The organism is Lichenihabitans sp. PAMC28606, assembly GCF_020616535.1.
Taxonomy (GTDB): domain Bacteria; phylum Pseudomonadota; class Alphaproteobacteria; order Rhizobiales; family Beijerinckiaceae; genus Lichenihabitans; species Lichenihabitans psoromatis.
Map to the genome: position 1 here is coordinate 773929 of NZ_CP085136.1, position 20592 is coordinate 794520.

Consider the following 20592-nt stretch of genomic DNA (forward strand, 5'->3'; position numbering starts at 1 on the left):
ACAGGACCGCAGCCATGAAACTCAGCGCGCGCAATCAGTTAAAGGGCAAAATCGTCGAGGTCGTTAAAGGTCAGACGACCGCCCATGTCCGCCTCGACGTCAATGGGACGATCGTGACCGCATCGGTTACCAACGAAGCGGTTGACGATCTCGGCCTGAAAGTTGGCATGGATGCCTATGCGGTGGTGAAATCCTCCGACGTCATGATTGCGATCGATTGATGCAAATCCGCTTCCTCCGTCTTGCGGCCCTATCGCTGCTGGCGACGTCGACAAGCGCTTTCGCACAAGGCACGGACGCCTGCACGGCTTTCAAATGGCCGGTCGCACGCGAACAGAAGGCCTTTGCGGCCTCGCCGTTGAAGCCTATTCCGCAGGGCGCCAACGGCCTGGGGTTGTCCGAAGCCTTAGCCGTTCAACTCGTGCCACAAGCCGGGGTCACCTATCCGGTTCCGCCGACGCGCGCGGCCAAATCAAACCCGGCTTATGGGGCCGTGCTGACCATGCCACCGATCATCACGGCGGGGGTTTATCAGGCGACACTGTCCGACGAAGCCTGGATCGATCTCGTTCAGGACGGAGCCAAGCTGCGGTTCGACTCGTTTTCGGGCAAGGCTGGTTGCCCGGGCGTCCGCAAGAGCGTTCGCTTCAAGCTGGCTCCTGGTCCGGTGACTGTGGAGATCAGCGATTCAGCCAAACCGACCGTCAATCTCATCCTGCTGCCAGCTGAGTAAACCGGCAGGACGAACCTGCCGACACACCGAACAGGCCTGAGACGATCGCTCAGGCCGCTTTCTTCTCGGCAATCCCGACCAGCGCGCGCAGAATCACGCGCGTGCCTTCCAGTCGATCGTCAGGCGTATCGAAGTCGCGCATGAACGCGACGCGCATGTCCGGCCGCACCTTGGCGCGAGGGCCTTCCTTCTGCACGAAGCGCACTAGCCCGGCCGGATCCACAAATGAATTGTCGCGGAAGCCGATGACGACGCCCTTTGGGCCGGCATCCACTTTCTCGACGTGGGCACGACGGCACAACGCCTTCACTTGCATCAGCTTCAGCAACTGCCGCACCTCGTCGGGCTGTGGCCCGAAGCGGTCGATCAGTTCGGCCCCGAAATTCTCGATGTCCTCATCTGTATCCAAGGCCGACAAGCGACGATACAGACTCATGCGAAGCGTGAGATCTGGAACGTAAGCCTCTGGAATCGTGACCGGAACGCCAACCGTAATCGATGGCGACCAGGCTTCTTCCGCGATGTCTTCCGTGGCGCCGGCTTGTAGCGCATCGATCGCGTCGCGCAGCATCTGCTGGTAAAGCTCGAAGCCGACTTCCTTGATGTGCCCCGATTGCTCGTCGCCCACGAGATTGCCGGCGCCGCGAATATCGAGATCGTGGCTCGCAAGTTCGAAGCCCGCGCCGAGCGTGTCGAGTGATTGCAGGACTTTCAGGCGCTTTTCGGCCTGCGTCGTCAGCGGCTTGTTGGTCGGGTAGGTAAACAGCGCATAGGCGCGCGTTTTCGATCGGCCGACGCGACCGCGCAGCTGATACAGCGCCGCGAGACCGAACATGTCGGCCCGATTGACGATCAGCGTATTGGCCTGCGGAATGTCGAGGCCGGATTCGACGATCGCGGTGGCCAGCAGCACGTCATATTGACCCTCGTAGAAAGCCGTCATCTTGGCCTCCAGCTCGGTCGCGGCCATCTGGCCATGCGCCATAACGAATTTCACCTCCGGCACGCTCTGCCGCAGGAAGGCGGACGCCTCCTCCAGATCCTCGATACGCGGGCACACGAAAAAGGACTGCCCGCCGCGATAGCGCTCGCGGAGCAGCGCCTCGCGCACCATTAATTCGTCGAACGGCGTGATCGTGGTCCTGACCGCGAGACGGTCGACCGGCGGTGTCGCGATGATGGAGAGATCGCGGACGCCCGTCATGGCAAGTTGCAACGTACGCGGAATCGGCGTCGCCGACAGCGTCAGCACATGCACTTCGGCGCGCATGTCCTTCAGCCGCTCCTTGTGGGTCACGCCGAAATGCTGCTCCTCGTCGATGATGACGAGGCCAAGATCTCGGAACGACACCGTCTTGCCGAGCAGCGCGTGAGTGCCCACCACGATATCGATCGTGCCATCCGCGACCCCGGCCTTGGTCTGCTTGAGTTCAGCCGCCGTCACCATGCGGGACATCTGAGCGACCCGGAGCGGCAGACCGGCGAAGCGCTGCGAAAACGTCTTGAAATGCTGGCGCGCCAAGAGCGTGGTCGGCACGACGACCGCAACTTGCCCACCGTTGATAGCAGCCGTGAAGGCGGCCCTGAGCGCCACCTCGGTCTTGCCGAAGCCGACGTCGCCGCAGATCAACCGATCCATCGGGTGACCGGAGCCGAGATCGTCCAGGACCGCGTCGATGCTGGAGGCTTGATCCTCGGTCTCGTCATAGGGGAACCGCGCACAGAATTCGTCGTAGAGGCCGTCGGGCGGCAGCATCTTCGGTGCCACCCGCACCGCCCGCTCGGCCGCGATCTTGATGAGCGCATACGCGATCTCGCGGATGCGGTTCTTCATCTTGGCCTTGCGGGTCTGCCAGCCTGCACCGCCCAACCGATCCAGCGCCGCGTCGTTATCCTCGTTGCCGTAGCGCGACAGCAGTTCGAGGTTCTCGACCGGCAGGAACAGCTTGTCGCCCGCCGCATAATGCAATTCGAGGCAATCATGCGGCGCGCCGCCGACCGCGATGGTCTGCAGGCCCACGAAACGGCCGATGCCGTGGTCGACATGAACCACGAGATCGCCGGCCGATAGCGCCGACACGTCCTGCAGGAAGTCCTGCGCGCGGCGGGATTTCTTGCGGTTGCGGATCAGCCGGTCGCCGAGAATGTCCTGTTCGCTGACGACCACGAGACTGCCGGCCTCGAAGCCTTGTTCAAGACCGACGACCGCGAAGGCCACGCTGGTTTTGGGCAGACCCAACGCCTGACTGAGCGAGGACACCGGCTCGGTCTTCTTCAGGCCATGCTCGGCCAGCACCGTCCGCAGCCGTTCGCGCGAGCCGTCGCTGAGCCCGGCCATTATGATGGTCTTATCGTCGGCCTGAAGCGCGCGCACATGCGCCAGCGCCGCATCGAAGACGTTGGCGCTCTCGTCGGCCCGCTCCGGCGCGAAATTCCTGCCAGCCCGTCCGCCGCAATCAATCGTCGGCGTCTTGGCATCGTCCGGCGCATCGAACGGCGTCACCCGCAACACAGGAACATCGGCGAGGCGCTTCTTCCACTCCGTCTCGGACAAATAGAGCGCATCGGCCGGCAACGGCTTGTAAATGGTGGCCATCGGCTTGTTTTGAGCCGAGTCCCGCGCCTCGTGGTGATCGATGATGATCTTGAACCGTTCGGTCGCGACATCCTCGGCGAGCGGGTCGAGCAGCACAGGGCAGCCGTCCACGTAATCCAGCAGCGTATCCATGTTGTCGTAGAAGAGCGGAAGCCAATGCTCCATGCCCTGGTGGCGGCGCCCCTCGCTGACAGCCTCGTAGAGCTGGTCGCCCCGTGTCTGCGCGCCAAAGGCCGTGACGTAAGCTTGGCGGAACCGCCGCATCGAATCGGTGGTGAGTTGCACTTCGCTCATTGGAACGAGATCAAGCGCCCGCAATTGCCCGGTCGAGCGCTGCGTCTCCGGATCGAACGAGCGGATCGATTCCAGCGTATGGCCGAAGAAGTCGAGCCGCACCGGTTGCGTCATGCCAGGCGCGAAGAGATCGAGAATGCCGCCCCGCACCGCATATTCGCCCGTATCGTGCACCGTTCCTGACCGCAGGAAGCCATTGGTCTCGAGCCACGCCACGAGGTCATCAGTCGCGACCGAATTGCCCGGCGCCGCCGAAAAGCTCTCGGCTGCCACCGACTTGCGGGGCGGCACACGCTGCAACAAGGCGCTGATGGTGGTCGACAAAATACGCGGCCGCTCCGGGGCGGATTTTGTTCGCGACAGCCGCGACAGCACGGTCATGCGACGCGCCTCGATCGCGCTTTGCGGCGAGACACGATCGTAAGGCTGGCAGTCCCAGGCAGGAAAATCGAGAATCTCGACATCGGGCGCCGCAAAGGCCAACGCCTCGCGAAACGCTAGTGCCCGCTGCCCTTCACGCGCCACATGCATCAGCACGACCGGGCGCTCCTTGCCGCCTCGTGCCAGCGCCCGAATGAGGTCGGCGGCCACAAAGGCATCGAACCCGTCGGGAACGTGCGACAGCGTGACGTCGCCACCTGTGCCGATCTGCTTGATGATCCGTGCGACATCGAGAAGCGAGGACGGCGCAGCCGCGTTCGGGCGCGTCGCCAACCGTGTGGCATTAGCCATGGATCGGACCTGTGGAGACATGAAAGGCGCGGATGCGGTGCAACAGTGCGGTGTCGTAATTGCCAGGTGTCTCGACCGAGCCCGTGATCCAATGAAAGATTTCGCCATCCGGCGCATCCATCAACGCTTCGAAGGTATCGATTTCCTCGAGCGATAGCGTCGCCGCATGGGCATCGGCGAACCGACCCATGATGAGATCCATTTCAAGCGTCCCGCGATGCCAAGCCCGAAAAACGAGGCGCCGCCGCCGAACGCTCTCATCGGCGTCCGTCGGGTCCAAAGCCGACATGTCCATATTCCTTCGTGCCACGACGGTTGAGCGTCGCCCGTAGGGCGTATATAGCCGAAAGGGTCCGGGTTGCCAGCGGGCGTTCCCACGGGACAACGACCTCGGTGCATGCGACCAGCTGATCTCAACCCTTTGTTTGCCGCCGCGTCGGCTCTGCGTGGCATCGGACCGAAGACCGGCGCGCTGCTCGACAGACTGCTGGGGCGCAAGGGCCAGCCCGCCCGCGTGATCGATCTGCTGCTGCATCTGCCGCACGCGACGATCGACCGGCGTGCCCGACCCAAGATCCGGGATGCAGCGCGGGACGCGGTCGTCGTAATCGAAGGCCGTGTCACGGCCCATCACCCTCCAGGCAACACGCGCGGGAGAGCGCCGTATAAAGTGCTGATCGAGGACGATACCGGCGACGTAACGCTGGTGTTCTTCCTCAACAATTTCGCCTGGGTCGAAAAAGCATTGCCGATCGGCACGACCCGCTGGGTCTCCGGCAAGCTCGAATCCTGGGACGGTCACCTACAGATGGTGCATCCCGATCGGGTGATGGACGAGGAAGGTCTGAAGGCGCTTCCGGCGGTGGAACCGATCTATGGCCTGACCGACGGTCTCTATCCGCGCATCCTCACGAAAGCCGTCGAGGCGGCGGTCGGCCGCATGCCGGATCTACCCGAATGGTTGGAGCCCAATCGCGCCATTCTGCTGGGATGGCCGAGCTTTGCGGACGCGCTGCTGGCCGTGCATTACCCGACATCACCATCGGTGCTCGACCCGCAATCGCAGCCAATGCAGCGGCTCGCCTATGACGAATTGCTGGCGAGCCAATTCGCGCTGGCGACCGTACGCGGGCGCATGCGTGACAACAACGGTCGACCGACGATCGGCACGGGGGTCGCGTCCGATCGCATCCTGGCTGCGCTGCCGTTCCGCCTGACCGCCGGCCAAGAGGAGGCTCTCGCCGAGATCCGCGCCGACATGGCGGGGCCCAAGCGGATGCTCCGCCTGCTCCAAGGCGATGTGGGATCTGGCAAGACGATCGTAGCACTGTTGGCGATGGCAACCGCGATCGAGGCCGGACATCAGACTGCGCTGATGGTCCCGACCGAAATCTTGGCGCGGCAGCATTTCGAGCGTTTAACGACCCTCGGGGCCTATGCCGGAATAACGGTGGCGCTGCTGACGGGACGCGACAAGGCTTCCGAGCGGGCCAAAACGCTCGAAGGCCTGGCGAATGGCGCCATCGCGCTCGTGATCGGCACGCATGCGCTGTTTCAGGACAGCGTGGTGTTTCAGGATCTCGGCCTGATCGTCGTGGACGAGCAGCATCGGTTCGGGGTCGCCCAGCGGCTTGCCCTCACCGAAAAGGGTCGCTCCGCCGACATGCTCCTGATGACCGCGACGCCCATTCCGCGCACGCTTGTCATGACGGTGTTCGGCGACATGGACGTGTCGGCCGTGCGCGAAAAGCCGGCTGGCCGACAGCCGATCGAGACCCGCGCCGCCCCGATCGAACGGTTGAGCGAGGTCGTGGCCGCCATGCAGCGCTCGATCGAGGAGGGGGCGCGCGTCTATTGGGTCTGTCCACTCGTGACCGAAAGCGAGGAGGTCGATCTCGTGGCGGCCGAGGAGCGGTTCGAGACCCTGTGTCAGGTTTTCGGCGACAAGGTGAGGCTGGTCCATGGTCAGATGAAACCGGCCGAGCGGGATGCGGCCGTGGCGGACTTCGCCAGCGGCGAGGCCCGTATTTTGGTTGCCACGACCGTCATCGAGGTCGGCATCGACGTGCCCGAAGCTTCGATCATGGTGATCGAACATGCCGAGCGGTTCGGTCTCGCTCAACTGCATCAGCTTCGGGGGCGTGTCGGGCGCGGGCAGGCGCGATCCTCCTGTCTGCTGCTCTATAAGGCGCCGCTCGGCGAAACGTCCGGAGCCCGGATCATGACGATGCGCGAAACGGAGGATGGCTTCCGCATCGCCGAGGAAGATCTGCGATTGCGCGGCGAAGGGGAGTTGATCGGCACCCGCCAATCCGGCCTGCCCTCCTTCAGGGTCGCCAGCCTTGACCATCACGCCAAGCTGCTGACCGAGGCGCGGCAGGATGCGGCCGATCTCTATGCGACCGACCCAAGCTTGAAAACGCCGCGCGGCGAAGCGATGCGACGTTTGCTCTATCTGTTCGAGCGTGACGCGGCGGTGCGATTGATCGAAGCCGGATGAAGCCGCTGGATCATTCAGCCGCGTCGCGTGCCACCTGTGGCATGGCTGGCCCGTTGCTGTCGCCCGGCCGGGTCTCCCAACCAAGGTCGGGGAGCACGGCGGATCGCTGGCCGCTCATGTCGGTCCGCATGACCACGAGATCGCGCTTTTCGAGGTGACCGATCCGGCTTCGCGCCCGGCCTGCTGAATGATGGCCGCAGCGGCGCGAGATTTCGAGATCCGATGGGCAAGCAACGTCCAGCAAAGCAGCGCCGGCGAGGATCAGGAACGACGCCTGTAGATCGTCCGGGATCTGTCTCGCCACCGCGATCGCCCGGCTCCACTCGCTGAGGTCTACAGCCGCCGGATCGACTCCGGCCCGCGCAACGTTCAAATGCAGCTTGAACTCGGGCAGCGGCATCGGGCCGCCGCCGATCTTCTTGATGCGGCACCGAACCACGAAATCTTGATATAGCACCGCCTCAGGGCGGAACGAGGCGTCGGGATCGGCGAGGATGTCGTAGGCGATCACCCGGCAGGCCTGCTCGCGCTCCTCGGTCGAGAGCGCAAGCGACGCTTCATCCTCGACGGGTTCGGGCGGCCGGTCCCGGACGATCTGTTCCAGGATCTGGTTCATCGAGGGCGGAGGCGGAGCCGACACGCGGCGTTCGGCCACCGCGCGGCCGGGTTCGGTCCGCACGGGCGCCAGAATGAGGTCGCGCGCATCCTCGGTGCTCTGACCGGGCAACGGCGTCAATAACGGCGTCCCGGCCCGTGCCTGCGTTTCGACAGACCCGACGCGGATCGACAGCGGGCGACGCGACAGGGCCGGGCCGAGCGCCACGAAATGGCCGCGCTGCAATTCCCGAAAGACCTCAGCCTGTCGCCGCTCGAGCCCGAGCAGATCGGCGGCGCGCGCCATGTCGATATCGAGAAAGGTGCGTCCCATCAGAAAGTTCGTGGCTTCCGCCGCGACGTTCTTGGCGAGCTTGGCGAGCCGCTGCGTCGCGATCACCCCGGCCAGACCGCGCTTGCGGCCGCGGCACATGAGATTGGTCATCGCGCCTAGGGACGCCTTTCTAGCATCCTCCGCCACGTCGCCCGAAACTGCCGGCGCGAATAATTGCGCCTCGTCGACCACGACCAGCATCGGAAACCAATAGTCCCGCTCGGCATCGAACAACGCGTTGAGAAACACGGCGGCGGCCCGCATCTGGTTCTCGGCGTCGAGGCTTTCGAGGTTCAGCACGGCGGAGACGCGATGCTGGCGAACCCGCGCCGCGATACATTCGAGGTCGGAGACGCTCCGGTTGCCGTCCACAACCACATGGCCGAACCGGTCTGCGAGGCCGACGAAATCGCCCTCGGGATCGACGATCAGCTGCTGCACATGCGGCGCGCTTTGTTCGAGCAACCGCCGCAAAAGGTGAGACTTGCCCGACCCAGAATTACCCTGGACCAGCAGACGGGTCGCCAGAAGCTCCTCGAGATCGAGCGTCGCGGGGCCGCCTGCGCCCTGCCCCGATGTCATGCCGAGATCGATGTCGATCCTCATGGCGGGGTCTCGCGATCAGGGCGCAAGGTCAACGGCAGGTCGATGGTTGGGTCGCTGGTCCGCACGATCGCAGGGTTAACCGCACCGCTCGCGCCACGCTAGCGCCGGCATAGCCGAACGCCCCACTATCCACGGGTTTTCAGCAGTCGCCATCTCAGGATGCGCGTGGCGGCACGGTGCAGACGCCCGCCGCTGCAGCCCCGAACATGTAGCGCCCGTTGCACACCCCGACTTGCGGCGGCGTCTTGGTGGCCTCGAAGAGGTCGCTTCCGGTCTTCAGATTGAGCCAGAACGGCAGGTTCGGGTCGGTGGCGTGGCGCTGCAGGTTCGCGGCCGTCATATGGAACGGATAGGCCTGGATCTGGAACTCCATTTGGCCACCGGCAAACGCCTCATAGGCCAGCCCATAAATTTCCTCGATCTGCTCGTTGGTCATCGCGTAGCAGCCGACCGATCGGCAACCGCCATGCACCATCAGCGAGTCGCCCGTGCGGCCGAGCGATTGATCGAAGGCGTTCGGATAGCCGATGTTGAACGACAGATATTCGCGCGACTTGGGGTTCATCTGCCCCGGCGCGACGGCATAGAAACCCTCCGGCGCCTGATGATCGCCTTCCTGCTTCTTCGGGCCGAGCACGCCGGAGTAGCGGCAGACCTCATAGTATTTCAGCGGACGATACCGCCCGGAACGGTCCTGCTTCCAGACCTCCAGAACTTTCTCTTCCTTGAAAATGCGGACCAGGATCGGGGCGCGGCGATCCATGTTCAGCTGATTCATGGTCTCGAGCGTCGCAGGCGAAACGGTGCCGGTGCGGACGGTTTCGAGTTGCCCGGCGCAGCCGGCCAAAGCCAAAAACACCAGCAGCGCCGCCAGAAGCTTGGCTGGACCGCGCCGGTGCGGCAGCGGAATTGGAAAACTCATACGCTTACAACCCGTATTTCGGCGCGCCATCGCGTCGCGACAGGCCCCGCTTTCGTTTCTTTCGACCGGCCTAAGCGCCGATCACGGACACATCGTGGCGGGTAAACCCGAACTCTGTCTTAAAAGCCGACCGAATAGGATCAGAGATAAGAAACCCTAAAGCTTGGCGGCCCGCTCGGGCGTGACGCGACCACGGAGAATGTCGGCAATCCCGACGAGATTGCCGCGGAGCCGCCCTGCCCGATCGATCCAGGGTTCCGGCGCCAGAGATTTCAGCGCGTTGGCCACAATGTTCTTGGTCATGAGCTTGGCCGCAAAGCCGATCGGCACGGTGCCTTTGCGCGCCAGATAGATGGGGTTGACGATCTGCGAATAGCCGAGCCGCTTGCCGGAGACGCGGCCGGGCTTGTGACCGAGGTGAATGCCGCACAAGTCCTCGGCTCGCGCCACAATCCCGCGCCGTGCCGCGAGCGCACCGAAATCGGCATCTTCCAGCCAGCCATAGAGCGGCAGACGTTCATCGAACCGCAGCCCCGTGATCGCGCTGGCGCGGAAGGCCATGTTGCAGCCGTAGGGGCCGATACCGTCCTGCAGCGCGCTCGTTTCGAGCGGCGATCCGTCACGTTTCGCCAGCATCGCTAGGCCGACCTCCGACGTGATGCCAGCCGACTTGATGCCATCGGCCAGCACCGCGCCGGTCAGCGCCACGAGATTGGGATGGGACGCGAAGGCCGCCAAGACGCGCTCGACCCAAAACCGAGATGCGAGAAAGTCGTCGTCGAAAAAAATCAGGAGATCGATGCCGGCCGCCGTCGCCAAAGCCCGGTTGCGTTGCCGGGTCAGACCCGCCGGTCCGAACGTCACCGTCACGCCCGACGCGAGATCGAGACCGACGACGTCAGCCTCCTCGGTTGCGGCGACGACGATGCGATCTGGCACGCGGGTTTGCGCGGCGACCAGCGCCAGGACCGTCTTGAGGATGGCCGGGCGTCCTCGCGTCGCGATCAGAACCGCGACGGTTTGCGGCAGCGGCGCGTCGATCATGCGGTCGGCCCAGCTTGCGGCTTTCGGCATGCGCGAAACACCCACCGCATGATGAGGTGTGACAGATCGCGCAAGCCGGCCACGTCCGCGAGGTAGAGGGTGAGAAGATAGATCGACGTGCCACCGATCATGGCAGCCGCGAGTGCGACAACCGGCTCGCCGATCGATCGGGTTGGCCAAATCACCATCGCTGCGAGCGCCGCCGCGAGCCCGATGGCGGCAAGATCGCGCAGAGGCGGCCGGCAGGAGGGATGCCGCAACGCGAAGATGGCGGCGAGCCCGAAACCAACCAGCAGGCTGACGGCATGCACGATCGCATAGGAGAGAACGCCGCTGTGAGGCGACAGGAGCGCAAGGCCGCCGAGGTCGACCGCGAGCGCCGCCGCAGCCGCGACGACGACGAGCCGGGTCTGCCCCTCGATTTGGAAGACCGGGTTGAGAGCGAAATTGACCAGGCAGAACGCCAGGATCCCCGGGGTCAAAACGAGGCTCACGGGGCCGAAGTCGGCGCGGAAGCGGGGCGGCACGACAAGCAGCTCGAACGCCGGCATGGCCATCACATAGCCGACCGCGAGCAGCACGAGAACGGCCGTTACGATCAGCATGTTGCGGACGATTTGCTCATGCGCGGCGGCTCGCCCGTGGGTCGCATCGCGCCGCACGACGAGTTGAAATAGATAGACGTCGAGCGCCGCCCCAACCGCGAGCAGAAGGCGGATGCTCATATCGGTTGCGAGCGACAACTGGCCCGCGTCGGCGAACCCCAAATGCGCGGCGGCCGCGCCGCGGTTCACCAACACGATGACCTGATAGATCACATTGGCGGTCACGATCGGAAAGCCATAATGCGCGAAAGCCACGACCCTCGATCGTGTGGCGCCCCGCAAGCCGACGCCATGATCCAACAGGATTGATCGTGCCGGGAGGATCGCTAGAGCGCCGCTGAGCGCGAGCGCCGCCATCACGGCTGCGGCATTTTTAAACCAGAAGGCGGCCCCGATCATCAGCCCGAAGGACGCAACGTTCTTGGTGACGACCAGCACGGAATAGGTCCGATCGAGAAACCGCGCGCGGGCCAGCGCCGCCGTATAATCGAACCGCGTGTTGCAGATCGCTGCCGCGACCGTAGCGGCCAGCATGGCGGCCGATAAACCGACGTCGACCTGAAGAGCGATCACCAGGGCGGCAGCGACCAGCAGCGCAAAGCCGAGGCCCGCATACGCAACTTCGAGGCTCGCGCGAAGCTCGGGGTCGGCGGCGCGGGCCGCCTCCGTGTAAAAGCGCGTTGCCGACAAGCGGAGCCAATCGAACGCCGCCGTGCCGATCACGATCGCGACCATCGCGGCCACGGCGAAGCGTCCGTATTGCTCGGGGCCAAGGACCGCCGCCACCGCCAGCCCGAGCAGGAAGTTAAGGCCGGCGTTCAGCATGAAGGTCAGGACGATGATCAAAAGGCCGCCTCGAAAGAACGCGACCCTGAGTTTATCGGTCGAGGCGTGAAGCCGAGGTTACACCAGCCGCGCGCCGGCTATTCGACCGTGACGGATTTGGCGAGGTTGCGGGGCTGATCGGCATCCTTCCCCATGAAAACGGCGGTATGATAGGCGATCAATTGCACCGGCACCGCATAGACGATCGGTGTGAATGTCGCATCCATGGCCGGCATCGCGACGGCGGCCTCGACCGCCACCGAAGCCGCGCGCGTCGCCTCGCGATCGCCGATCAAAATGATCCGTCCGCCCCGCGCCGCGACCTCCTGCATGTTCGAGACGGTCTTCTCGAAGACCGGATCCGGCGGCGCGATCACGATGACCGGCATCGTCTCATCTATCAGCGCGATGGGGCCGTGTTTCAACTCGCCCGCCGCATAGCCCTCGGCGTGGATGTAGGAGAGTTCCTTGAGCTTCAGCGCGCCTTCGAGCGCCAGCGGGTAGCTGGTGCCACGGCCGACATAGAGCACATCCCTAGCGCGCGACAGATCGCGCGCGATGGTCTCGATCTGCGGCTCGCATTTCATAGTTTCGGCGATCAGACCCGGCACGGCGATCAAAGCGTTGACCAAGCGGCGCTCCTCCGCCCGATCGAGCGTGCCGCGCGCCTTGCCGATCGCCAGCGCCAGGCAGGCCAGCACGGCGAGCTGGCACGTGAATGCCTTGGTGGACGCCACGCCGATCTCGGGACCAGCCAGCGTTTGCGCCACAACGTCACTCTCACGCGCCATGCTCGATGTCGCGACATTGACGACGCCGATAATCCGCTGGCCGTTCTGCTTAGCGTAGCGGAGCGAGGCAAGCGTGTCGGCGGTTTCGCCCGATTGCGACACGACGATCATGACGCCGCGCGGCGGGAGGGGTGCCTCGCGATACCGGAACTCGGACGCGACATCGATGTCGACCGACACGCGCGCGATCCGCTCGAACCAGTATTTCGCGACCAGACCGGCCATATAGGCGGTGCCGCAAGCCGAGATGGTGATGCGTTCGACGCTGCCGAGATCGAATGGGAGCTCGAACGGCAGGTTGACCGACGCGTCCGACATATCGAGGTAATGGGCTAGCGTGCGGCCGACGACCTCGGCCTGCTCGTGGATCTCCTTCGCCATGAAGTGGCGGTAGTTGCCCTTGTCGATCAGAAAGGCGCTGGCGAGGCTTCTCTGCCGCTGGCGGACCACGCGCGCGCCGGACACGTCCCAAAACGTCGCCGACGTATGAGACAGCACGACGCAGTCGCCCTCCTCGAGATAGGCCACCTCCTCGGTGAAGGGTGCGAGTGCCAAAGCGTCGGAGCCGAGATACATCTCGCCGTCGCCATATCCGACCGCCAGAGGAGCGCCCTGCCGCGCGCCGATCAGCAGATCGGCCTCGCCGTTGAACAGAAAGGCGAGCGCGAACGCGCCCTTGAGGCGCGGCAGAGCCGCCAGAACGGCATCGGTCGGCTGAAGACCACCATCCATCAGGTCCGTCACGAGATGGGCCACCACCTCGCTGTCGGTCTCGGTCGCGAAGACGTGACCTTTGGCCGACAATTCTGCGCGGAGTTCACGGAAATTCTCGATGATGCCGTTATGAACGACGGCGAGCCGGTCGCTGGCATGTGGATGCGCGTTAGTCTCGGTCGGCCGGCCATGCGTCGCCCAGCGTGTATGGCCAATGCCGATCGCGCCGCGTAACGGCGCTTCGGACAGGCGCAGTTCGAGATTCTTCAACTTGCCCTGCGCCCGGCGGCGCGTCAGCACGCCATCCTCGAGCGTCGCGATCCCAGCCGAATCGTAGCCGCGATATTCGAGCCGCTTCAACGCGTCGACGAGTTGCGGAGCGACCGGACCCGTTCCGAGAATTCCGACGATGCCGCACATCTGAGACCCACTCCACTGCTCTCGCGGCCGAAGCCCACGGCTCAAGCCTTCATACAAGTCCGCTGCGCTTGATGAACCCTTAAGGTCTTGGCTTCGCTTTACGGGCTTTTTGCTCAGCCCGAAACGTTTCGGCCCATCCGGCTTTGGCGATCTGCCGACCGCGTCCGATCGCCAGAGCATCGGGCGCGACATCGTCGGTAATGACCGACCCGGAGCCGATAAACGCGCCCTCGCCGATCGTTACAGGCGCCACCAACGCGGAGTTGGACCCGACGAATGCCCCTGCGCCGATGATCGTCCGCGCCTTGTTGAAGCCATCATAATTGCAGGTGATGGTTCCGGCGCCGATATTGGCCCCGGACCCGACCGTGGCGTCCCCGATATAGCTCAAGTGGCTGACTTTCGCGCCACGCTCGATCTCAGCATTTTTGATCTCGACGAAATTGCCGACCTTGGCGTTCTCGCCGATCGCCGCGCCCGGTCGCAGGCGGGCATAGGGACCCACGGAGGCGCCGGACGCGATCGTGGCGCCCTCGAGGTATGAGAAGGCATGGATGGCGGCGCCGTCGCCGACCGACACACCGGGTCCGAACCAGCATTGCGGCTCCACCACGACATCCCGGCCGAGGACAGTGTCGTACGACAGAAAGACGGTATCGGGCGCAACCAGCGTCGCACCGCCCCGCATGGCCGCCTCACGCAGCCGCGCCTGCATCGAGCGCTCGGCCGCCGCCAGTTGCACCCGATCGTTGACGCCCTGCACTTCCGCTTCGTCCGTGATCGTCACGGCGCAGTGTCGCCCCTCTGCCACGGCCGCTTCCACGACGTCGGTCAGGTAGAATTCGCCTTGGGCGTTGTCGCAACCGATGCTGCTGAGCAGTCGAACCGCGATCGTTCCGTCGAGCGCCATGAGCCCGGAATTACACAGATCGATGGCGCGTTCGCCCGGCGTCGCATCCTTCTGCTCTCGAATGGCCGTCAGCGACCCGTCCACTGATTGGACGAGACGCCCATAGCCGGTCGGGTCGGCGGCCTTGAAGCCCAAGGTGGCCACGGCGCTCCCATCGGCCAGAGCGGCGCGAAGTCGGCCAAGAGTGTCGGGCCGGATCAACGGGACGTCGGCATAGAGCACGACCAGATCATCGAAATCGACGCCGATCGCGTCACGCGCGCTTAGAACCGCATGAGCGGTTCCGCGTCGCTCGTGCTGGAGCACGATCGTGGCGTCCGGTGCGATCGCGCGGATCTCTTGAATCACCGCGTCGCGGCCGGGCGCCACCACGACCGCAAGATGATCGGCGCCCATGGCTTGAGCGGCTGCGACCACATGAGACAGCATCGAACGGCCCGCGATCCCATGCAGCGCCTTCGGCTTTGCCGATTTCATGCGGGTACCTTCGCCTGCCGCGAGGATGACCGCGATGCAGCGCCTTTCGGTCTGACCAACTTGGCTTATGACACCCTCCCTCACCCGCGTTGACGTGCCGAGTGTGCGCTTGCGAACACACTCGCGATCCTACGGTTCGAACCCTCGCCGATCCGTCGCAACAACGGTTCAAAAACGCCTCGCTGCCGCAATAAATTCGGTTATAGAGTGCCTTGGCCGGTCCGCAAATTCGGGGTCTCGGCTCCCCGAAGCACCAGTGACGAAGCGCCAGTCTCATTGATGATCATACGTCGAGATGTTCTGAAATTGGCCGCGTTGAGCATCGGTGCGACAGCATCGGGTGCCCTCGCTCAGTCGACACAGCCCACGCCTCCGGCCACGACGGCCGGCAGTTCGACGGCGTCATCCGCCCCAATCCCGAATTTCGACGCCGCGTCGATCGTCGATCGGGCGCGCGATCTGGCCAAGAAGCCCTTTGTGGCTCTCGATACGGATCTTCCGGCGCCATTCGCCAAACTGCCGTACGAGAAATATGTGGCGATCCGGCCCCAGCCCGGATCTGCGACATGGGCCGGCGATAACGTCGGTTTCGCGCTCGAACCGCTGCATCGCGGCTTCCTTTTCTCGGCCCCGATGGAGATCAACGTCGTCGAGAACGGCAAAGCGCGACGGCTCGGCTATGACCCGTCGCGTTTCGACTTCGGTGGCTTGCAGGTCCCGAGTACCATTCCGGATATCGGCTTTTCCGGTTTCCGCGTGCTGCAGCCGATGGGACCGGACGGTTTTCACGAAGTCGCGATCTTTCAAGGCGCGAGTTTCTTCCGAGCGATCGCGCGAGGACAGAACTTCGGTGTGACGGCCCGCGCGCTATCGATCCGCACCGCGGATCCCAAGGGGGAGGAATTCCCCATGGTTCGGGCGGTCTGGATCGAACGCCCGACGCTGGCCAATAACGCACTCGTGCTGCATGCCCTGGTCGATAGCGAAAGCATGACGGGCGCCTATCGCTTCACGCTGCGGCCGGGCGACATCACCATCATCGACACCGAATGCACCTTGTTCACCCGCGCGATCGTCGACGGTGTCGGGCTTGGCACCATGGCGGGGATGTCGTTCTTCGGCCCAGCCAACCGACGCAACCGCGACGATCTGCGCGAGGGCGTCTACGAAACCGGCGGCCTGCAGATCCACAACACCAACGGCGAATGGCTGTGGCGGCCGGTGTCCAATCGCGAGACGCTGCAGATTTCGTCCTTCATCAACAATAGCCCGCGCGGTTTCGGCATGTTGCAGCGCGAACGACGGTTCGCGCAGTTCCAGGACGACGATCAGCATTGGGAGCTTCGCCCTTCGCTGTGGATCGAGCCGCTCAGCGATTGGGGCGAGGGCAACGTCGTCCTGGTCGAAATTCCGTCCGATGCCGAGATCAACGAGAATATTGTCTGCTTCTGGCGGCCGAAGGCGCCATTGCAGGCCAACACCGAAATGGCGCTCTCCTATCGGCAATCCTGGTGTTGGACGCCGGTCGAGCGGCCTTCCCTCGCGATCGTGACGGAGACGCGCCAGGGCAAAGGCGCGTCGGGCAAACGTCGGCGCTTCCTGGTCGAATTCACGGGCGACATCTTCGCCGACGCGAAACAGGTCGCGGATCTGAAACCCGCGCTATCGAGTTCGGTGGGGACGATCGCCTTGCTGCGGACGTTCGTGTCGCAGCCTAACAAAACCTATCGCCTGCTGTTCGAACTCGACCCCGCAAGCGAAAATCTGTCCGAGTTGCGGTTGGCGCTCGAAAACAACGGCAAACCTGTGAGTGAGACTTGGCTTTACAGATGGACAGCGTAGCAGGCGAAGACCAAGCCGCGGCGGAACCGGCCGAGCGAAGCCGGCGCATGCAGCCGTCGATGCCCGCCGAGCAGCCGCTTGCCATGCCGGTTCAGTCCCTGTCCCGATTCGACAAATCAACCCGTCGCTCCTGGCAGGAAGCGCGCAACCGCACGATTCCGTGGTTGTCGCGTCTGGTCGTGTTCGGCGGCGGCCTTGCGATCACGGCCTATGGCACGTGGCAAATGTATCGGGTGGTCGATGTCGGCGGTGTCACCCTGCTCGAATGGGTTTTGCTGGTCCTGTTCGTGGCAAATTTCTCCTGGATCGCTCTGTCGTTCGCGAGTTCGGTCGTCGGTTTCGTCTGGCTGCTGTTCTTCGCGCCGAAAACCCCCGACTTGCCGTCGTCTTTGTCGGCCCAGACCGCCATCGTCATGCCGATCTACAATGAGGCAACTGCGCGGGTGTTCGGCGCGCTTCAGGCGATCTGCGAGGATGTGGCCCGCACCGGAGTTGGCCAGCATTTCGATTATTTTCTGCTCTCCGACACCACCGATCCGGATGTGTGGATCGCGGAGGAGCGGGCCTATGTGGCGCTGCGGGAACGGCTGCGCGGCAAAGGCCGCGTTTTCTATCGCCATCGACCGAAGAATACGAGCCGGAAGGCCGGCAATATCGCAGATTTCGTCACCCGCTGGGGAGGCGCTTACGAGCATATGGTCGTGCTGGATGCCGATAGCCTGATGACGGCCCATTCGATCGTCAGCTTGGCCTCGGCTATGGAAGCCGATCAGGATGCGGGCATCATTCAGACGCTGCCGCTCATCATCAACCGCAACACGCTATTCGCTCGCCTCCAGCAATTCGCGGCTCGCGTGTATGGCCCGGTCATCGCGGCCGGCTTGGCCGTGTGGATGGGGCGCGACGGCAATTACTGGGGCCATAATGCCATCATCCGAACGGCAGCCTTCGCGGCGCATTGCGGGCTGCCCGACCTGCGCGGACGGCCTCCGTTCGGCGGCCACATCCTCAGCCATGATTTCGTCGAGGCGGCGCTGATCCGCCGTGCCGGCTACGGCGTGACGATGCTGCCGGTTCTTGGCGGCAGCTTTGAGGAGAGCCCCCCCTCGCTGATCGACGTCGGCATTCGTGACAGGCGCTGGTGCCAGGGGAATCTGCAGCATATCCGGGTGATGTTCGCACGCGGCTTCCACCTTGCGTCTCGGCAGCATTTTGCCAACGGCATCATGGGCTACATGGCCTCACCGCTGTGGATGGCGCAATTGCTGGTCGGTATCGTGCTGGTGCTGCAATCGACCTATATTCGGCCAGAATATTTCACGCAGGATTTCTCGCTGTTTCCGGCATGGCCCCGTTTCGACGCGCAACGCGCCCTGGACCTCTTCGCGATCACGATGGGATTTCTTTTGGCGCCGAAACTTTTCGGCCTCATCATCGCGATCGTCCAGACGCCAATCCGCCGGGCCAGCGGCGGCGCAATCCGGTTGATCCTCTCGGCACTACTGGAGGTCATCATGTCGGCCCTGCTGGCGCCGATCATGATGCTGGTGCAATCCGGCTCCGTTATGCAGATCCTGTTCGGGCGGGATACGGGTTGGAGTCCGCAGCGGCGCGACGACGGCTCGATCCCCATGCGCGACATCGTGCGCCGTCACCGTTCGCATGTCGTGCTCGGTGCAGCGACCCTGGCGGCCGGTCTTCTGATTTCGCCGTCGCTCGTCGCTTGGATGTCGCCCACGGTCGCCGGACTGCTACTCGCGATCGTGCTGTCCTGGGCCAGCGGACAATTGTCGGTCGGCCTCTTTCTCAAACGTCTCGGCCTGCTGATGACGCCCGAGGAAACGTCTGTTCCGCCCATCGCGCAGCGTGCGAATGCTTTGGCTCTCGATCTCGCCCGCACCGGCTACGACGACGCGGATGGCCTGCTCGCCATCTATGACGACCCGTCGTTTCGTGACATTCACGAGGCCTTCCTGCCGGTTGTCCCGTCGCGCAAACGTGGCGATGTCGATATCGAGCGCGCCATGGCGGCCGCTAAGCTGACCGAGGCCGCGACGATCGACGAGGCTTGCTCCTGGCTTAAGCGGAAGGAACGTACAGCCGTGCTGACGGACCGCGCCTTGATCGACATGATGGTGCGATTGGGCGGTCAGCGCGAGCAAGCCCTGACGAACGACTGACCGAGACTCGGCTTGGCGGAGCGCGTTAGGTCGCCGACGGTCCGATCGCTTTCGCGCGGGCCAGACGTAGGCGAGCAAAGTCTTCGCCCGCATGATGCGACGACCGCGTCAGCGGCGACGCCGAGACGAGCAGAAACCCTTTGGCGGTGGCAATGCTGGCATAAGCTTTGAACTCATCCGGCGTCACGAACGACATCACGGGATGATGCTTTTTGGTTGGTTGTAGATATTGCCCAATCGTCAGGAAGTCGACATCGGCGGACCGAAGGTCGTCCATCAGTTGCAAGACCTCGTTCCGCTGCTCGCCCAGCCCCACCATGATGCCGGATTTCGTGAAGATGGAGGCGTCGAGCTCCTTGACCTTCTGCAACAGCCGAATCGAGTGAAAATAACGCGCGCCGGGCCGGACGCTCAGGTAATGCGACGGCACGGTTTCGAGATTGTGATTGAACACGTCCGGCTTAGCCGCCACGACGGTCTCGATCGCGCCGGGCTTGCGGAGGAAGTCGGGCGTGAGGATCTCGATCGTCGTGGTCGGTGCCGCGACGCGAATGGCCGCGATCACGGCTGCGAAATGCGCGGCCCCGCCATCGGCAAGATCGTCACGGTCAACCGAGGTGATGACCACATGCCCCAGACCGAGCTTGGCGACCGCATCGCCGATCTTGGCGGGTTCATCCGCATCGAGAGCGCCGGGTAGGCCTGTCTTCACGTTGCAGAACGCGCAGGCCCGAGTGCAGGTGTCCCCCATGATCATGAAGGTCGCGTGCTTCTTTTCCCAGCACTCGCCGATGTTCGGGCAGCCCGCCTCCTCGCAGACCGTGACCAGACCATGTTGACGGACGATCCGGTTGGTTTCGGCATAAGCCGGCGATCCGGGCGCCTTGACACGAATCCAATCAGGCTTCCGCAACACCGGTTGATCGGGCCGATGCGCTTTCTCGGGATGGCGCGCGCTCTCCGTCTTGGAGCGCGCATCCTTGCCGAGGAGATCGAGAACCAAAACCATGGGGCGTTCGATGCTTCTTGCTTGCGGGCAGCTGAGGTCGTCAGCTTAGCCCATCATTTGGGTTGCAACACTATCTCGTGCCGCATGGCCGATATAAGCCCCGCGCGACGCGCCGCAAGTTTACCGCAACCGTAGCGCTTCTGTCAGACTTGCGCGGGATGAAGCGCGCGCCACACGATGAGGAGGATGACCGAGCCGGCCAAGGCCGCGACGAAGTAGTCGATCGATCCGACCAGGCCGAAGTTCAACACACGGGCCAGATTGGAGCCGATGTAGGAGCCCGCGATGCCGATGAGAATATTGGTGAACAGCCAGTGACGTGAGCCAACGATCATCCCGGCGATCCATCCGGCTAGGCCGCCAAGAACGATCAGCGACAGAAACCCGATGCCCGGCGTTCCCATCACGGCAAGCGGTTGATCCATTGTTCCCCTCCAACAACACGCAGCTGTGGAACGTCCGCG

15 protein-coding genes are annotated in these 20592 nt (G+C 63.9%); 5 read left to right on the top strand and 10 right to left on the bottom strand.

From position 1 onward, the window contains the following. Positions 1-14: 14 nt before the first annotated feature. Positions 15-221, top strand: coding sequence for a TOBE domain-containing protein (locus LGH83_RS03645; RefSeq protein WP_227400648.1), 207 nt, complete (start codon positions 15-17; stop codon positions 219-221). After that, a complete protein-coding gene (locus tag LGH83_RS03650; protein WP_227400649.1) occupies positions 221-733 on the top strand; it encodes a hypothetical protein in 513 nt (170 codons plus the stop codon). The genes LGH83_RS03645 and LGH83_RS03650 overlap by 1 nt, the downstream gene beginning before the upstream one ends. 49 nt (positions 734-782) lie before the next feature. Here LGH83_RS03650 and mfd read toward each other — a convergent pair whose 3' ends face one another. Together mfd and LGH83_RS03660 are read right to left on the bottom strand one after the other, a co-directional pair. Continuing rightward, positions 783-4355 (bottom strand): transcription-repair coupling factor, encoded by a 3573-nt coding sequence (mfd, locus tag LGH83_RS03655; RefSeq protein ID WP_227400650.1) that lies wholly within the window; start codon positions 4353-4355, stop codon positions 783-785. Further along, a complete protein-coding gene (locus tag LGH83_RS03660; protein WP_131117452.1) occupies positions 4348-4644 on the bottom strand; it encodes a succinate dehydrogenase assembly factor 2 in 297 nt (98 codons plus the stop codon). Before LGH83_RS03660 ends, mfd begins: the two co-directional genes overlap by 8 nt. A gap of 108 nt (positions 4645-4752) precedes the next feature. Here LGH83_RS03660 and recG point away from each other — a divergent pair, with 108 nt between their 5' ends. Further along, positions 4753-6855, top strand: a complete 2103-nt coding sequence (gene recG / locus LGH83_RS03665; protein WP_227400651.1) for an ATP-dependent DNA helicase RecG — start codon at positions 4753-4755, stop codon at positions 6853-6855. 10 nt (positions 6856-6865) lie between these two features. Here the strand turns inward: recG and LGH83_RS03670 are convergent, their stop codons facing one another. From LGH83_RS03670 to glmU, 6 genes are all read right to left on the bottom strand, one after another. Beyond that, positions 6866-8389 (bottom strand): ATP-binding protein, encoded by a 1524-nt coding sequence (locus tag LGH83_RS03670; protein WP_227400652.1) that lies wholly within the window; start codon positions 8387-8389, stop codon positions 6866-6868. 154 nt (positions 8390-8543) lie between these two features. Next, complete coding sequence (locus LGH83_RS03675; RefSeq protein WP_264479133.1) at positions 8544-9311, bottom strand: L,D-transpeptidase family protein; 768 nt, start codon at positions 9309-9311, stop codon at positions 8544-8546. 156 nt (positions 9312-9467) lie between these two features. Further along, positions 9468-10385, bottom strand: coding sequence for a glycosyltransferase family 2 protein (locus LGH83_RS03680; RefSeq protein WP_227400653.1), 918 nt, complete (start codon positions 10383-10385; stop codon positions 9468-9470). Further along, positions 10352-11806: a lipopolysaccharide biosynthesis protein gene (locus LGH83_RS03685; RefSeq protein ID WP_227400654.1), complete on the bottom strand. Its 1455-nt coding sequence runs from the start codon at positions 11804-11806 to the stop codon at positions 10352-10354. The genes LGH83_RS03680 and LGH83_RS03685 overlap by 34 nt, the downstream gene beginning before the upstream one ends. Positions 11807-11883: 77 nt before the next feature. Continuing rightward, on the bottom strand, positions 11884-13710 hold the full coding sequence (gene glmS / locus LGH83_RS03690; RefSeq protein WP_227400655.1) for a glutamine--fructose-6-phosphate transaminase (isomerizing): 1827 nt from the start codon (positions 13708-13710) through the stop codon (positions 11884-11886). A 79-nt stretch (positions 13711-13789) separates the two neighbouring features. Next, on the bottom strand, positions 13790-15097 hold the full coding sequence (gene glmU / locus LGH83_RS03695; protein ID WP_264479134.1) for a bifunctional UDP-N-acetylglucosamine diphosphorylase/glucosamine-1-phosphate N-acetyltransferase GlmU: 1308 nt from the start codon (positions 15095-15097) through the stop codon (positions 13790-13792). Between the two features lie 279 nt (positions 15098-15376). Between glmU and LGH83_RS03700 the strand changes: the two genes are divergently transcribed. Both LGH83_RS03700 and mdoH read left to right on the top strand, forming a co-directional pair. Continuing rightward, on the top strand, positions 15377-16939 hold the full coding sequence (locus LGH83_RS03700; RefSeq protein WP_227400657.1) for a glucan biosynthesis protein: 1563 nt from the start codon (positions 15377-15379) through the stop codon (positions 16937-16939). Next, complete coding sequence (mdoH, locus tag LGH83_RS03705) at positions 16927-19119, top strand: glucans biosynthesis glucosyltransferase MdoH (protein WP_227400658.1); 2193 nt, start codon at positions 16927-16929, stop codon at positions 19117-19119. Before LGH83_RS03700 ends, mdoH begins: the two co-directional genes overlap by 13 nt. A gap of 25 nt (positions 19120-19144) precedes the next feature. Here the strand turns inward: mdoH and lipA are convergent, their stop codons facing one another. Both lipA and LGH83_RS03715 read right to left on the bottom strand, forming a co-directional pair. Next, on the bottom strand, positions 19145-20128 hold the full coding sequence (gene lipA, locus LGH83_RS03710) for a lipoyl synthase (protein WP_131117478.1): 984 nt from the start codon (positions 20126-20128) through the stop codon (positions 19145-19147). 143 nt (positions 20129-20271) lie between these two features. Further along, on the bottom strand, positions 20272-20553 hold the full coding sequence (locus tag LGH83_RS03715; protein ID WP_227400659.1) for a GlsB/YeaQ/YmgE family stress response membrane protein: 282 nt from the start codon (positions 20551-20553) through the stop codon (positions 20272-20274). Positions 20554-20592 lie beyond the last annotated feature (39 nt).

What these genes read in the sequence shown, in the direction of transcription:
- lipA (WP_131117478.1), bottom strand. Translation starts at nt 20,128, where the DNA reads ATGGTTTTGGTTCTCGATCTCCTCGGCAAGGATGCGCGCTCCAAGACG.
- mfd (WP_227400650.1), bottom strand. Translation starts at nt 4,355, where the DNA reads ATGGCTAATGCCACACGGTTGGCGACGCGCCCGAACGCGGCTGCGCCG.
- LGH83_RS03675 (WP_264479133.1), bottom strand. Translation starts at nt 9,311, where the DNA reads ATGAGTTTTCCAATTCCGCTGCCGCACCGGCGCGGTCCAGCCAAGCTT.
- LGH83_RS03645 (WP_227400648.1), top strand. Translation starts at nt 15, where the DNA reads ATGAAACTCAGCGCGCGCAATCAGTTAAAGGGCAAAATCGTCGAGGTC.
- glmU (WP_264479134.1), bottom strand. Translation starts at nt 15,097, where the DNA reads ATGAAATCGGCAAAGCCGAAGGCGCTGCATGGGATCGCGGGCCGTTCG.
- LGH83_RS03715 (WP_227400659.1), bottom strand. Translation starts at nt 20,553, where the DNA reads ATGGATCAACCGCTTGCCGTGATGGGAACGCCGGGCATCGGGTTTCTG.
- mdoH (WP_227400658.1), top strand. Translation starts at nt 16,927, where the DNA reads ATGGACAGCGTAGCAGGCGAAGACCAAGCCGCGGCGGAACCGGCCGAG.
- LGH83_RS03660 (WP_131117452.1), bottom strand. Translation starts at nt 4,644, where the DNA reads ATGTCGGCTTTGGACCCGACGGACGCCGATGAGAGCGTTCGGCGGCGG.
- LGH83_RS03680 (WP_227400653.1), bottom strand. Translation starts at nt 10,385, where the DNA reads ATGCCGAAAGCCGCAAGCTGGGCCGACCGCATGATCGACGCGCCGCTG.
- LGH83_RS03650 (WP_227400649.1), top strand. Translation starts at nt 221, where the DNA reads ATGCAAATCCGCTTCCTCCGTCTTGCGGCCCTATCGCTGCTGGCGACG.
- LGH83_RS03700 (WP_227400657.1), top strand. Translation starts at nt 15,377, where the DNA reads ATGATCATACGTCGAGATGTTCTGAAATTGGCCGCGTTGAGCATCGGT.
- glmS (WP_227400655.1), bottom strand. Translation starts at nt 13,710, where the DNA reads ATGTGCGGCATCGTCGGAATTCTCGGAACGGGTCCGGTCGCTCCGCAA.
- recG (WP_227400651.1), top strand. Translation starts at nt 4,753, where the DNA reads ATGCGACCAGCTGATCTCAACCCTTTGTTTGCCGCCGCGTCGGCTCTG.
- LGH83_RS03670 (WP_227400652.1), bottom strand. Translation starts at nt 8,389, where the DNA reads ATGAGGATCGACATCGATCTCGGCATGACATCGGGGCAGGGCGCAGGC.